The sequence below is a fragment of the Promicromonospora sp. NPDC060271 genome, assembly GCF_042726755.1.
Lineage (GTDB): Bacteria > Actinomycetota > Actinomycetes > Actinomycetales > Cellulomonadaceae > Promicromonospora.
This window is the reverse complement of the sequence record NZ_JBHXBG010000157.1, coordinates 1-12,415: the sequence shown is the minus strand read 5'-3', so window position 1 is coordinate 12,415 and position 12,415 is coordinate 1. Positions and strand designations below refer to the sequence as shown.

Below are 12,415 nucleotides of genomic sequence, written 5' to 3'. Positions count from 1 at the left end.
CCCATCACCAACACCACCGGCACCACCACCAACACGGCCGACGCCCCGGCCGGTGCCCTGCTGGAGACCGGATGGGCGTTCACCGACGCCCGCGGGCACCGCATCCGCCTCCCCGAACCCATCAACGCCCCAACCGAAGCCGCCTGACCGGCCGGCCGGGCACGACAACCGCTGAAGCCGCCTGACCACTCAAAAGCTAGTGGGGCAGCACGCCCCGGCCCGCCCACCAAGCCCACCGAGAGCCCGACAGCAACCAACGGCACCCGTTCACCGGACCTGGCCACCATCCGCGTTCACTGAGGCGGCCCGACCTGTCCCGTCCGGCCGCCTCGCTCCGCTCATTGCCTGGCGAGGATCGGTCGACGCACCCGAAGCCCGTCAGATCTCAGCACTCGGTCCACTAGTTCGTCATGCATGCGGTTCGTCATGCATGCGGTTCGTCATGCATGCAGCGTCGGCCGGTAGACCAGCTCCTGGATGTCGCCGTCGAGCGTCACGCGCTCGATCAGCTCGAGGTCGAAGTCGGCGGCACCCTGGAAGATCGGGTCCAGGCCGGTCCGGCCGGTGATCACCGGGAACAGCGTGACCCGGACCTGGTCGACGAGGCCTGCGGCCATCAGCGCCCGGTTCATCGACAGGCTCCCGTGCGAGCACAGCGGCACCGCCGACTCCTCCTTGAGCCGGGCGACGACGTCGACCGCGTCGCCCTTCACCACCTGGGCGTCCGGCCAGTCGACGGGGCTCTCCAGCGTGTTCGACACCACCGTCGTCGGCAGGTTCCGCATCCGGGTGACCCACGGGTCGCGCACGTCGGAGTTCTCGGAGCTCTCGGACAGCATCTGCGCGAACGCCCGGTAGGTGTTGGCCCCGAGGACCAGTCGCTGCTCCTGCGAGTAGAGGGCGAGCCGGTGCTCCAGGAGCTCCGGGCCCTGCTTGCCCCAGTAGCCTGTCCAGTCGCCGCCGGCCGCGCCGAAGCCGTCGAGGCTGGAGAACACGTCGAACGTGTAGGTAGTGGTCATGATGGTCTCCTGGGAAGGTTGTTCAGGTACGTCGGTACAGACCGGAGGGCGCGGCGGATCTCATCGCCGCCGGACGGCACGAGAGGACACAGCGTGACGAACGAGCTGACGACCGAATCGGGCGGCCTCGCCGGCCGTGGCCGGCTCCTGCGGCTGGGAGCTCCGCGCGACACGTCGGCGGTGCGGCACCTGGTGACGTTCCTCGTGGCGAGCGTCGTGACCGTGCTGGCAACTCGCGCCTACCTGGCCGCTGCGGACTACCCGCAGATCGGCGGCGGCGATCTGCACGTCGCGCACGTGCTGTGGGGCGGGCTCCTCATGGCGCTGGCGATGATGCTGCTGCTGTCCTACGTGGGTCCCGTGCCACGGTCCCTCGGCGCGGCGCTCGGCGGCGTCGGCTTCGGGCTGTTCATCGACGAGGTCGGCAAGTTCGTCACCGCCGACAACGACTACTTCTACGCGCCGACCGCAGCGATCATCTACTTCGTCACCGTGGTGCTCGTCCTCATCGTCGAAGGGCTGCACGGCCGTCGCGCCCACCACCCGGCCGAGTACCTCGCCGTCGCGGCCGACCGGCTCACCGCCGGGCTGGCCGGCGGGTTCACCCCGACGGCCCGCGCCGAGGCACGCGAGCTCGCCGCCAAGGGCGCCGGCGAACCCGGCGCCCACCTGGTCGCCGAGCTGGTCGACGCGGTGCCCGACGACGACACCGACCTGCCCGACCCCGTCCGCGGCGGCGTCGACCGCGTCGTGCGCTGGCTGGACGCGCTCGTGGACCGGGCATGGGCGGCGTGGCTGCTGATCTGCGTCCTGGTGCTGGTGGGTGCCGCCGAGGCGTTGGTGGGACTCAGCGTCGTACGCGGCGAGGTGCCGGGGTTGCCCCAGTGGACCGGCTTCGCGATCCTCGCCGCCGTCGGCGCGTCGATGGTGCTGCTGGCCGTGGGCATCGTCGTCGGCCGCAACAACCATCTGCGCGGCGCCGTCTGGATGCGCCGCGCCGTGCTCATCAGCCTGCTGTTCACACAGCTCCTGGTGTTCCGCGCGCTGCGGTGGACGGCGGCGTTCGGGCTGGTCCTGGACGTGCTGGCCTTCATGGCGCTGGAGGTGGCGCTCCGCGAGGAGCGGATGGTCAAGGCACGCAGGTCCTGACCAGGCGCTCAGCCGCCCACCGCCGTCGTCACCCCTTCGCCATGCCCACTGCGTCCGCCATGCGCTCCACGTTCGCCATGCCCGCCGCGTTCGCGGGCTCCAGCCCCAGCAGCCGCAGGCTGTTCTGCCAGAGCGCGTCCAGATGTGCCGGGTCGTTGAACAGCTTGGCGAACAGCACGAGCCCCTCGACCTGGGCGACTATCGCCTTCGCCGCGCCGTCGACGTCCTCTGCCGGACGCTGGAGCTCGCCGGACTCGACGGCCGCGGCGAGCGGCGCCCGGATCAGCTCGATCTGCTCGTCGAAGATCTCCTGCAGGCGCATCCGTACCGGCTCGTTCTGCGAGCTGACCTCGAGCGCCAGGTTCCCGAAGAGGCAGCCTGCGACCCAGCCCGTGCCGGTGCGGGCGTCGATCTGCATCTGCGCGGTCGCGGCGAACAGCGCGCGGAGCCGTTCGAGGATCGTCCCGGGTCCGCCGAGGATCTCGGCCCATACGCCCTGCTGCCACGACCAGTGCCGGTCGATGACGGCGAGCGCCAGCGCCTCCTTGGACGGGAAGAAGTAGTAGAAGGACCCCTTGTTCACGCCGGCGCGCGCGCAGAGCTCCGCGACGCCTATCGCGCCGTAGGGACGTTGGGAGAACAGCTCGACGCCCGCTTCGATCAGGCGCTCTCGTCCATCTGAGGTTCGCGGCATGTTGACAGTATACGACTGGTCAACTATAACTGGAACCTCCAGTAGTTGACCGACCGTCTACAAAGGAATCAGATCATCATGAGCACTCGCAAGGTAGCCATCGTCACGGGAGCCTCACAGGGCATCGGCGCAGGCCTCGTGGCCGCGTACCGGGAGCTCGGGTACGCCGTCGTCGCGAACTCGCGCACCATCGACCAGAGCGAGGCCGACGACCTCGCCACCGTCGCGGGCGACATCGCCGACCCGGCGACCGCGGACCTGATCGTGAAGACCGCAGTGGAGCGTTTCGGCCGCGTCGACACGCTCGTGAACAACGCGGGCGTCTTCATCGCCAAGCCGTTCACCGAGTACACGACCGCGGACTTCGACGCCATGGTCGCGATCAACGTCGGCGGCTTCTTCCACCTGACCCAGCGCGTCATCCCGCAGCTCCAGGCCGTCGGCGGCGGGCACGTCGTCAACATCACCACGACCCTGGTGGAGAGCGCGCTCTCGGTCTTCCCCTCGGCCCTGGCGTCGGTGACCAAGGGCGGTGTCGCCTCGGCGACCCGCGCGCTCGCCATCGAGTACGCGTCGCAGGGCATCCGCTTCAACGCGGTCTCCCCCGGCGTCATCAAGACCCCGATGCACCCGGAGGAGACGCACGAGGCGCTCGCCGGCCTGCACCCCCTGGGCAGCCTCGGCGAGATCGAGGACGTCGCACGCGGCGTCATCTACCTGGAGCAGTCGCCCTTCGTGACCGGCGAGTTCCTCCACATCGACGGTGGACAGATCGCGGGGCACTGACCGTGACACGACCCGTGGCACGGCCCGCGACAGAGGCCGACGCCGCCGCCACGATCTCGGCCCTGCTCGACCGCTGGGCCGACGGCATCCGCCGGCGTGACCTCGACCAGATCGCCGGTCAGTTCACCGAGGACGCGCTGTTCCAGGGCTTCGACCCTGAACCGGCCTTCGGCAGGGCCGCGGTCACCGCGTACTACGGCAAGCAGCCGCCCGGACTGACCGCCGACCACACCCTGCTCCACAGCCGGACGCTCGCCCCTGGCGCCGTGCTCGGCTACGCGGCGGTCACCTTCCACCGGCCCGACGCGCCGGTCCAGGTCCACCTCACGGTCGTCGCCGTCGAGGTGGGTGACCAGTGGCTGATCAACCACTATCACGTCTCGCGCGTGCAGTAGCCCCGGCAGGACGCGAGTACAGCCTGCCCGCGTACAGCCCGCCCGCCCGAGTACAGCCTGCCCGCCCGGTTCGCCCGGGCGGGCAGGCTGTGCTCAGGCGGGCAGACGCGAGCTCACGCCGAGCCCGCGCTCACGCGGTGAGGACGCGCGCGCCCTGCTGGGCGAGGACGCTGAGCTCAGCGGCCTTGAACGCGTGCTCCTGCGTCATCGCGGTCTCGGTGCGCTCCAGGCAGTCCAGGACGAGCTGGCCGAAGTACGGGAAGCCGACCTTCCCCTCCGCGACGATGTGGTGCTCACCCTTGCCGTCGACGAGGAACACGTGGCCGGGGCCCTGGTCCGTCGCGACGTTGGCGTACTTGCGCAGCTCGAGGTAGCCCTCGGTGCCGAGCACGAACGTGCGCCCGTCTCCCCACGTGCTCAGGCCGTCCGGCGTGAACCAGTCCACGCGGACGTAACCGCTGGCGCCGGTGTCCATGACGATGGACGCCTCACCGAAGTCGTCGAGCTCCGGGTGCTCGGGGTGGTTGTAGTTGGCGATCGCCGAGTAGCCGACCTCGGCGTCCTTGGCCCCGGCGAAGTGCAGCATCTGCTCGAAGTTGTGGCTGCCGATGTCGCACAGGATCCCGCCGTACTTCTCCTTCTCGTAGAACCAGTCCGGGCGGCCGGTGCCCAGGCGGTGCGGCCCGAGGCCCATCACCTGCAGCACCCGGCCGATCGCGCCCTGGTCGATGAGCTGGCCGGCCAGGACCGCCGCCTCGACGTGGATGCGCTCCGAGTAGTAGACGGCGTACTTGCGCCCGGTCCGGGCGGTCGCCTCCCGGGCCGCCGCGAGCTGGTCGAGGGTGGTCAGCGGAGCCTTGTCCACGAAGTAGTCCTTGCCCGCCTCGATGGCCCGCAGGCCGAGCGCGCAGCGCTCCGAGGTGACCGGGGCACCCGCGACGAGGCGGACCTCGTCGTCGCCGAGGATCTCGTCCTCGCTGCGCGCCACCCGCACATCGGGGAACTTGTCGCGGAACTGCGCCACCTTCACCGGGTCCGGGTCGTACACCCACTCGAGCGTCGCGCCGGCGCCGATCAGGCCCTCGCACATGCCGTAGATGTGCCCGTGGTCCAGGCCCACCGCGGCGAAGGGGAAGTCTCCGGCACCCACAACGGGTGCGGGGATCGGTTCCGGCGCGTAGGCGAAGCCGCTGGTCGTCGTCATGAGATCTGTGGTCCTGTTCGCTCGTGCTTGGTTCGGGACGGGTCAGCCGTTGCCGGCTGCGCTGCTGGCCGAGCTGCCGACCGTGATGTCACCGGGCAGGTCGGCCACCGCCGTCGTCTTCTCGAAGAAGTGCGGGGCACGCTCCAGCAGCGTGCCTGCGCGGTAGTACGGGTCGTCCGGCGAGAGCGGCAGGTCGATCGTCCGCCGCTCGATACCCGCCTGGTAGATAGCGGTCACGAGCTCGATCGCACGGCGTCCGTCCGTCCCGTCCACCAGCGGACGTCGGCGTTCGCGCACCGCACCGACCACGTCCCCGATCTGCCCGGCGTGACCCTCGTGCTCCAGGGGGCGGTGCGCCGCGGCCAGCGCCTCGATCTTGGCCACCAGGGCGGGGTCACCGCCAGGGGCGGGGAAGCCGTTGGGCTCGGCGACGTCGGCGACCACCTTCCACGGCTGGGACACCCGCGCGTGCCGGCCCTGGACGACGATCGCCTGCTCCTCGCCGTGGTGCACCACCGAGCTCGTCACCTCGGCCAGCGCCCGGCCGTACTGCAGCACGGCCACGGAGAGGTCCTCGACCTCCGAGTTCTCGTGCTGGGCGTTGGTCAGCACCGCGGTGACGGCGCTGGGCGCGCCGAGCATCCACGACGTGAGGTCCAGGTGGTGGATCGCGTGGTTGAGGGTGCACCCGCCGCCCTCGCGCTCCCACGTGCCGCGCCACCACAGGTCGTAGTAGGCGGTGCCGCGCCACCAGGACGAGGAGACCTGGGCATGCGAGACGGGACCGATCAGGCCCGAGTCCAGCACCTCCTTCAGGGTCGCCATGTCGTCGCGGAAGCGGTTCTGCGCCACGACGGACAGGATCCGGTCGTTCTCGGTGGCGGCAGCGATCATCGCGTCGCACTCCTCCAGCGACGGCGCCATCGGCTTCTCGACGAGCACGTCGACGCCGGCGCGCAGGGCCGCGATCGTCAGCTCCGCGTGGGTGGACGGCGGCGTCGCGATGCTGACGAGGTCCAGGTCCTCGGCCTCGAGCAGGTCCTCGATCCGCTCGTAGGCCCGCGCGGAGGCCAGGCCGAGCTCCGCCCCCAGCGCTGCGGCCTTGCCTGGCGCGATGTCGCACAGGGCGACGATCTCGCACTCGTCGCCGAACTGCTGGTAGCCGTGGACGTGGGAGCGGGAGATCCCGCCGGTCCCGATGATCCCGATCTTGAGCACTGTTCCCCCGGATGCGAGTTATACGTGTCACTGGTGATACGTGTCACTATGGTTGTGGCCGGGTAGGTCGCTGTCAAGGGAGCGACCGCCGGAGAACCGTCCGGAGAGTGGAGCGTCGTGAGCACTGCAGTCCCCCCGACGAGCCGCGACGTCGCGCGCCTCGCGGGCGTCTCCCAGGCCACGGTGTCCTACGTGCTGACCGGGAAGGGCTCGATCTCCCCGGCCACCCGCGAACGCGTCCTGCGGGCGGCCGAGTCGATCGGGTACCGCCCGAACCTCGCCGCGCGCTCGATGCGCACGCGGCGCTCCGGGCGGCTCGCGGTGATCACCGGCGTCGCCGCCTTCGGGAACCAGATGCGCATGCTGACCGGCGCGAGCCGTGCGGCCGCCGAGGCGGGCTACGCCATCGAGACCAGCAGCGTCGACGGCGGCGTGGCGGACCGGACCGCGCGTGTGCTCGAGCTGGCGGCCGGCGGCCAGTACGAGGGCGTCCTGACGTTCGTCCCGGTGCTCCCGGACGCGCTCTCGGACGGCGGGGACTCCCCTCCGGTCCTGGCCGCGACGGCGTTCGACGAACAGATGCGCAGCTCGGGCGAGCTCGCCGAGGCCGACCTCATGGAGGTCCTCGTCCACGCGCTTGTCGCGGCCGGCCATCGCCGGTTCCTGCACGTCGCCGGCTCCCCGGAGTTCGCCTCCGCACGGGCACGCCGCGACACCTACGTCGCCTGCCTGGAGCACCTCGGCGCCGAGTCGCACGAGCCGCTCGAGTCGCTGGGGGTGGTCGGCAACGACTGGTCCGCCGAGGCCGGGCGGCGGGCGGTCCTCGCCCTGCCCGACGACGCGCCCCCGGTCGCCGTGCTCGCCGCCAACGACATGCTGGCGGTCGGCGTGCTGCGCGCCGCCGCCGAGCGCGGCTGGAGGGTGCCCGGCGACCTGGTCGTGACCGGGTGGGACAACGCGACGTTCGGCGCCTACACGATGCCGTCGCTCACCACCGTCGACGTCGACTTCCAGGCCGCCGGGCACCACGCCATGCGGCTGCTGGTCGCGGCGCTGCGGGGCGAGGAGCCGCCGGCACGCGGTTCCGCCCTCCAGCGCGTCGTCTGGCGGGAGTCCACGGGAGCCGCGCGGCCGCCGGACCGGCAGGCGCCGCCTGGCTGACCGAACTCGACGAGCTCCCCTCTTGACCGGGCGCGCCGGTCGGCGGAACGTGAGAAGGGACGGCAGCGCCGTCCGGACGCTGCTGACGAGCACAGGGAGTCCGCCATGTACATCCGCAGTACCGAGATCCAGGGTGAGCCCGCCGAGATCGACGCAGGGCTGAGCCTCGTTCGTGAGGAGATCTTCCCGGCGGTCTCCGCGATGGACGGTTGCGTCGGGATGTCGATGCTGGTCGACCGGCAGAGCGGCCGGTGCATCACCACGACCGCGTGGTCGTCCGAGGACGCGATGCGGGACAGCGCCGCGGCCGTGCGCCCGCTGCGCGACCGCGCCGAGCGGGCACTGGGCAGCACCTCCGGCCGGTACGTCCAGGAGTGGGAGGTCGCCGTCGTCCACCGCGACCACGCCGCACCCGAGGGCGCCTGCGCCCGCCTCACCTGGCTGAGCGGCGGCGACCTGCACATGGTCGACAACGCCGTCGACATGTTCCGGATGGTCGTCGTGCCGCGGATCCAGGAGTTCGACGGCTTCTGCAGCGCCAGCCTGATGGTCGACCGGGAGACCGGCCGGGTCGTGGGCACCGCGGCCTTCGACAGCCGCGAGGCCCTGGAGGCCAGCCGCGAGGCCACCACCGCCCTCCGCGAACGAGTCGTCGCGGAGCTCGGCGCCAACGTCGACAACGTCGAGGAGATGGAGATCGCGTTCGCACACCTCCACGTACCCGAGATGGCCTGACGACGGCGGGCGGCGGCACACAGCGGCACAGCCGGACCGAGACGCGGCCGCACAGCGGCACGGCCGGGCAGCCGTTCACCGGACGGCAACCCGGCACCGCTAGCGTGCGCCCGTGCCGAAACCTGCCGCAGAACCCGCACCAGAGCTCGCCGCGCTGCTCGCCATGGACCGTGCGGAGCTCGCCGCCGAAGTCCTCGTCCGGGCGTACACCCCGGTCCTCGGCGCCACCTACCCCCTGACCACCGGGCTCGGGTGGACGATCGCCGGGGTGGCGGGCGTGCCGCTCGGGAAGTGGACGTTCGACACGGACCGGCCGACCGACGGGGCGATCGCCCGGCTCGGCGCCGAGCTGGCGCTCCTGTGGGAACGCGCCGGCCTCGCCGCGCGCGGCGTCTTCAACGAGGGCCAAGGGGTGGTGCTGCTGTTCCGCGGCGAGGAGCTGCTGCGGCACGACGACGCCCGCGGCGCGGTCGCCGACGCGATCCGCGCGGCGAACCCGCACCTCGGCGGCTGAGCCGGCGAGCCCGACCGCTCCGACCGGACCGGACCGACCATCCTGCGGACCAGGTCGTTGCCGCGGCTAACTATCTGACAGGATGCCGGTGTGACGAGCACGGGCAACCCAGGGGACGGTTCAGGAGACGATCCGGGCTTCCGCTTCCGCGACATCGCCGTCGTGGCGTACCTGCCGTCGGTGGTCAGCTCGGTCGGCCACGGCGCCGTCATGCCGGTGCTGGTGATCCACGCGGGCGACCTCGGCGCGACCACCGCGGTGGCGGCGTTCGTGGTCGCCCTCCTGGGCATCGGGCAGCTCACCAACTCCCTGCCGTCCGGCGCGCTGGTGGCCCGCCTCGGCGAGCGCCGCACCCTCGTGATCGCTGGGCTCGTGGACGCGGTGGCGATGCTCGTCGCCCTCCTGGTGCCGTCGGTCTGGGTGCTGTGCCTGTGCGTCTTCGTCAGCGGTATGAGCTGGACGGCGTTCCTGCAGGCCCGGCAGGGCTTCCTGATCGACGCCGTACCGATCAGCCACCGGGCACGCGCGATGGCGCTGCTGGGCGGGTCGATGCGCCTCGGGGCCCTGGTCGGGCCGCTGCTGGGCGCCCTGCTGATCCATCTTTTCGGGGTGCGCTCGGTGTTCGTGCTCGCGGTGTGCGCGGCCCTCGCCTCGGCGCTGATCGTCACCCGCATGCCGGACTTCGGCCGGGTGACGCGCGGCGTCGCCCCGCTGTCGGTGCGCTCCGTGCTGTGGGAGCACCGGCGCACGCTGCTCACCCTCGGCGTCGCGGTCATCATCATCGGCGCCTCGCGTTCGGTACGCACGGGTCTGCTGCCCCTCTGGGCCGATCACGTCCACATCTCCGCGGCGGTGGTCTCCCTGCTCTTCGCGGTGGCCGCGACCATCGACATCGCACTGACCCTGCCCGGCGGCTGGCTGCTCGACACGCGCGGCCGGCAGGTGGTCGCGGTACCGGTGGTCCTCGCCGTCGGCGTCGGCTGCCTGCTGCTGCCGCTCACCGACTCCGCGCTCGGCGTGGGCCTGGTGATGGCGATCATCGCGGTCGGCAACGGGCTCGGCTCCGGGATCGTGATGACCCTCGGCGCCGACGCCGCGCCGCGGGAGGGCCGTGCGCAGTTCCTCGGCGGCTGGCGGCTGTGCGGGGACATCGGCAACACGGGCGGGCCGTTGCTCGTGTCCGGGGTGGCCGCGATCGCGCCGCTGGCCGCGGCGCCGGTGGTGATCGGGGCGCTCGCGCTGCTGGGCGCGATCTGGGTGGGCCACTGGACGGGCCGGGCCGACCGCAAACGCCGCGGGTAGCGTTCACCTTCAAGCTGTTGCAACGCATCGCGCGTTCGCATTGCGTTACTTCCTGGCCTGTTGCAACCATTTATGCGTTCTGAACTGCGCAGATGTTCGTTCAGTGCAACATTGCCGTTGCCACACCCTGAAAGGCAACGTAGCGTTTGCGATATCAGAAACACCGCGAACCACCGAGCACAGGAGCAGAACATCATGCAGAACTTCGACACCCCCGCCGCGATCTCCGTCGTCCTGGACCTCCCCGCCGGGCGCGTCCAGCTCATCGCCGCCGACCGTGCGGACACCACCGTCGAGGTGCTGCCCGCCGACTCCGGCAAGAGCCGCGACGTCCGCCTCGCCGAGCAGGTCGCCGTCGGCTACTCCGACGGCGTCCTGCGGATCACCACCCCCGAGCCCAAGAACTCGCTGGTCGGCCACTCGGGCTCCGTCGAGGTGACGGTCCAGCTGCCCACCGGCTCCCGGGTCGAGGCGCGGTCGGCCGGCACGGAGCTCCGCGCCGTCGGCACGCTCGGCGACGTCGTCTTCGAGGGCGCGTACCGCGAGATCAAGATCGACGAGGCCGACAGCATCCGCCTCAGCGCCGTGGACGGCGATGTAGTGGTCGGCCGGGTCAACGGGCCCGCGGAGATCAGCACCATGCGAGGCGACATCCGGATCGGCGAGGCGGTGCGGGGCACGGTCGTGCTGAGCACCCAGTCCGGCAGCATCTCGGTCGCCGCCGCGGCGGGCGTCTCGGCCACGCTCGACGCGGGCACCAGCCTGGGCAGTGTCCGCAACGCCCTCAAGAACGACGGCACCACGGAGCTCGAGATCCGGGCCACGACCATGCAGGGCGACATCGCAGCCCACAGCCTCTGATCCAGCGCCTCTCGAGGCCTCCGCACGACAGGACGTTCGCCGGGGCCGTGCGTGACGTCGCGGGACCCCCAGCCGTCTGACAGCATCGGAAGAGGTAGCTCGGGAAGGTAGCTCGGCCGGCATCGGACGAGACTGCTCAGCGAGCCGTGGTCACCGGGGCGGACCCGGCAGGGGGAAGAGGATGCGGACGTGAGCAAGCCGAGGACTGGCACCAGGTCAGGCGCTACGTGGAGGACCGTGTGGGGCGCCGCGGGGGTCGCCGCGCTCCTCGCGACGGCGGGCTGCTCGTCCGCCGCGAGCGCCGGCTCGGACGGCTCGGGTCCGCCGTCAGCGACCACGAGCACGTCGTCCGGCCCGACGGCGGCCGGGTCGCCCTCCCCCGACGGGGCGACGCCGGATCCGGGCACGACGCCGGACGACGGCACGCCGGAGCCGGGCACGACGCCGGACCCGTCCGGCGGGGCGGCGTCTCCCCCGCGGTGCCTGACCCCGGACCTCGCGGGAAGCCTCGAAGCCGTGGACGGCGGCGCGTCCGCCGGCCACTACGAGCTGAGGATCGTGCTGGACAACGAGGCGTCCGAGCCCTGCGTCCTGCAGGGCTGGCCGGGCGTCTCGTTCGTCGGTGACGGGGACGGCACCCAGATCGGCGCGTCGGCCACGCTCGACCGGTCGAGCCCGCACGGCTCGGTGACGCTCGCTCCCGGAGCCTCGGCGCACGCGAACCTCTCCGTGGCGAACGCCCAGAACTTCGACGAGGACTGCGAGCAGACGACCGCCGACGGGCTCCGCGTCTACCCGCCCGGCGAGAAGCGGTCGCTGTTCGTGCGGAACGACGAGCTCACGCTCCTGGCGTGCGCCAACCCGGACGACGAGCTGCTGGACGTCCAGGCCTTCCAGCCGGAGAGCTGACGGGTCCCGGCTACGGTCCTTCCATGCGTTCTCCTGCGACGCCCGGGTCGCGGTCGGCCTCGGCACGGACGGCATCCGCGACCTGTGGTCCCTCTGCGGCACGGGCGACCTGCTGGCGCTGACCACGCAGCTCGCGCGGCTGTCCGGCTTCCGCTACGACGAGGACCTGGTCACCGCGGCGCGGATCGCGTCGGCGGACGCCGGCCGCTTCGTCGGGCGGGCAGTACACGACCTGGTCGTGGGCGCACCGGCCGACGTCGTGCTCGTCGACGCCGAGAACGTGCCCGACGCCGTCGTCCGCGCGCCGCGCCGGGCGCTCGTGCTCGCGGGCGGCCGGGTCGTCGCGCGCGACGGCGAGGTGCTGGTCTGACTTCGGTCGCTTGCTCGGGCCCTGGCCTGACTTCGGTCGGTTGCTCAGGCGCCGGCCTGACTTCGGTCGGTTGCCGTGAGATCGGTCGGTTGACTGAC

Annotated in this window: 14 protein-coding genes; 10 read left to right on the top strand and 4 right to left on the bottom strand. The window is 71.8% G+C overall.

Annotated features, from left to right (window positions below; all coding sequences use genetic code 11):
* Window positions 1-440: 440 nt before the first annotated feature.
* Entirely contained in the window at window positions 441-1,019 is a 579-nt protein-coding gene (locus ACFWE2_RS20285; RefSeq protein ID WP_377226016.1) for a dihydrofolate reductase family protein, read from the bottom strand.
* 93 nt (window positions 1,020-1,112) lie between these two features.
* Between ACFWE2_RS20285 and ACFWE2_RS20280 the strand changes: the two genes are divergently transcribed.
* Window positions 1,113-2,168, top strand: a complete 1,056-nt coding sequence (locus ACFWE2_RS20280; protein WP_377226015.1) for a hypothetical protein — start codon at window positions 1,113-1,115, stop codon at window positions 2,166-2,168.
* A gap of 28 nt (window positions 2,169-2,196) precedes the next feature.
* On the opposite strand, the gene ACFWE2_RS20275 is transcribed toward ACFWE2_RS20280, so the two are convergent.
* Window positions 2,197-2,862: a TetR/AcrR family transcriptional regulator gene (locus tag ACFWE2_RS20275; RefSeq protein ID WP_377226014.1), complete on the bottom strand. Its 666-nt coding sequence runs from the start codon at window positions 2,860-2,862 to the stop codon at window positions 2,197-2,199.
* Window positions 2,863-2,940: 78 nt separating this feature from the next.
* On the opposite strand from ACFWE2_RS20275, the gene ACFWE2_RS20270 reads away from it, so the two are divergent.
* Together ACFWE2_RS20270 and ACFWE2_RS20265 are read left to right on the top strand one after the other, a co-directional pair.
* The gene (locus ACFWE2_RS20270; RefSeq protein ID WP_377226013.1) at window positions 2,941-3,648 is read left to right on the top strand and encodes an SDR family NAD(P)-dependent oxidoreductase; all 708 of its coding nucleotides are present in this window, start codon (window positions 2,941-2,943) and stop codon (window positions 3,646-3,648) included.
* 2 nt (window positions 3,649-3,650) lie between these two features.
* The gene (locus ACFWE2_RS20265; RefSeq protein WP_377226012.1) at window positions 3,651-4,043 is read left to right on the top strand and encodes an SgcJ/EcaC family oxidoreductase; all 393 of its coding nucleotides are present in this window, start codon (window positions 3,651-3,653) and stop codon (window positions 4,041-4,043) included.
* Between the two features lie 130 nt (window positions 4,044-4,173).
* Here ACFWE2_RS20265 and ACFWE2_RS20260 read toward each other — a convergent pair whose 3' ends face one another.
* Together ACFWE2_RS20260 and ACFWE2_RS20255 are read right to left on the bottom strand one after the other, a co-directional pair.
* Window positions 4,174-5,247, bottom strand: coding sequence for a Gfo/Idh/MocA family protein (locus tag ACFWE2_RS20260; RefSeq protein WP_377226011.1), 1,074 nt, complete (start codon window positions 5,245-5,247; stop codon window positions 4,174-4,176).
* Between the two features lie 42 nt (window positions 5,248-5,289).
* Window positions 5,290-6,465 (bottom strand): Gfo/Idh/MocA family protein, encoded by a 1,176-nt coding sequence (locus ACFWE2_RS20255; RefSeq protein ID WP_377226010.1) that lies wholly within the window; start codon window positions 6,463-6,465, stop codon window positions 5,290-5,292.
* A gap of 117 nt (window positions 6,466-6,582) precedes the next feature.
* Between ACFWE2_RS20255 and ACFWE2_RS20250 the strand changes: the two genes are divergently transcribed.
* The 7 genes from ACFWE2_RS20250 to ACFWE2_RS20220 all read left to right on the top strand — a co-directional run bounded on the left by ACFWE2_RS20250 (window position 6,583) and on the right by ACFWE2_RS20220 (window position 12,317).
* The gene (locus ACFWE2_RS20250; RefSeq protein WP_377226009.1) at window positions 6,583-7,626 is read left to right on the top strand and encodes a LacI family DNA-binding transcriptional regulator; all 1,044 of its coding nucleotides are present in this window, start codon (window positions 6,583-6,585) and stop codon (window positions 7,624-7,626) included.
* Between the two features lie 105 nt (window positions 7,627-7,731).
* Window positions 7,732-8,361, top strand: coding sequence for a hypothetical protein (locus ACFWE2_RS20245; protein WP_377226008.1), 630 nt, complete (start codon window positions 7,732-7,734; stop codon window positions 8,359-8,361).
* Between the two features lie 112 nt (window positions 8,362-8,473).
* Window positions 8,474-8,875, top strand: coding sequence for a hypothetical protein (locus ACFWE2_RS20240; RefSeq protein ID WP_377226007.1), 402 nt, complete (start codon window positions 8,474-8,476; stop codon window positions 8,873-8,875).
* 90 nt (window positions 8,876-8,965) lie between these two features.
* Window positions 8,966-10,177, top strand: a complete 1,212-nt coding sequence (locus tag ACFWE2_RS20235) for an MFS transporter (protein WP_377226006.1) — start codon at window positions 8,966-8,968, stop codon at window positions 10,175-10,177.
* Window positions 10,178-10,372: 195 nt separating this feature from the next.
* Window positions 10,373-11,038, top strand: a complete 666-nt coding sequence (locus ACFWE2_RS20230; protein WP_377226005.1) for a DUF4097 family beta strand repeat-containing protein — start codon at window positions 10,373-10,375, stop codon at window positions 11,036-11,038.
* Window positions 11,039-11,227: 189 nt separating this feature from the next.
* The gene (locus ACFWE2_RS20225) at window positions 11,228-11,947 is read left to right on the top strand and encodes a DUF4232 domain-containing protein (protein WP_377226004.1); all 720 of its coding nucleotides are present in this window, start codon (window positions 11,228-11,230) and stop codon (window positions 11,945-11,947) included.
* A gap of 238 nt (window positions 11,948-12,185) precedes the next feature.
* Entirely contained in the window at window positions 12,186-12,317 is a 132-nt protein-coding gene (locus tag ACFWE2_RS20220) for a hypothetical protein (protein WP_377226003.1), read from the top strand.
* The last annotated feature ends 98 nt before the right edge of the window (window positions 12,318-12,415 follow it).

Excerpts from the sequence above, each read along its gene's own strand:
- ACFWE2_RS20285 (WP_377226016.1), bottom strand. The coding sequence starts at position 1,019 with ATGACCACTACCTACACGTTCGACGTGTTCTCCAGCCTCGACGGCTTC.
- ACFWE2_RS20275 (WP_377226014.1), bottom strand. The coding sequence starts at position 2,862 with ATGCCGCGAACCTCAGATGGACGAGAGCGCCTGATCGAAGCGGGCGTC.
- ACFWE2_RS20270 (WP_377226013.1), top strand. The coding sequence starts at position 2,941 with ATGAGCACTCGCAAGGTAGCCATCGTCACGGGAGCCTCACAGGGCATC.
- ACFWE2_RS20260 (WP_377226011.1), bottom strand. The coding sequence starts at position 5,247 with ATGACGACGACCAGCGGCTTCGCCTACGCGCCGGAACCGATCCCCGCA.
- ACFWE2_RS20245 (WP_377226008.1), top strand. The coding sequence starts at position 7,732 with ATGTACATCCGCAGTACCGAGATCCAGGGTGAGCCCGCCGAGATCGAC.
- ACFWE2_RS20230 (WP_377226005.1), top strand. The coding sequence starts at position 10,373 with ATGCAGAACTTCGACACCCCCGCCGCGATCTCCGTCGTCCTGGACCTC.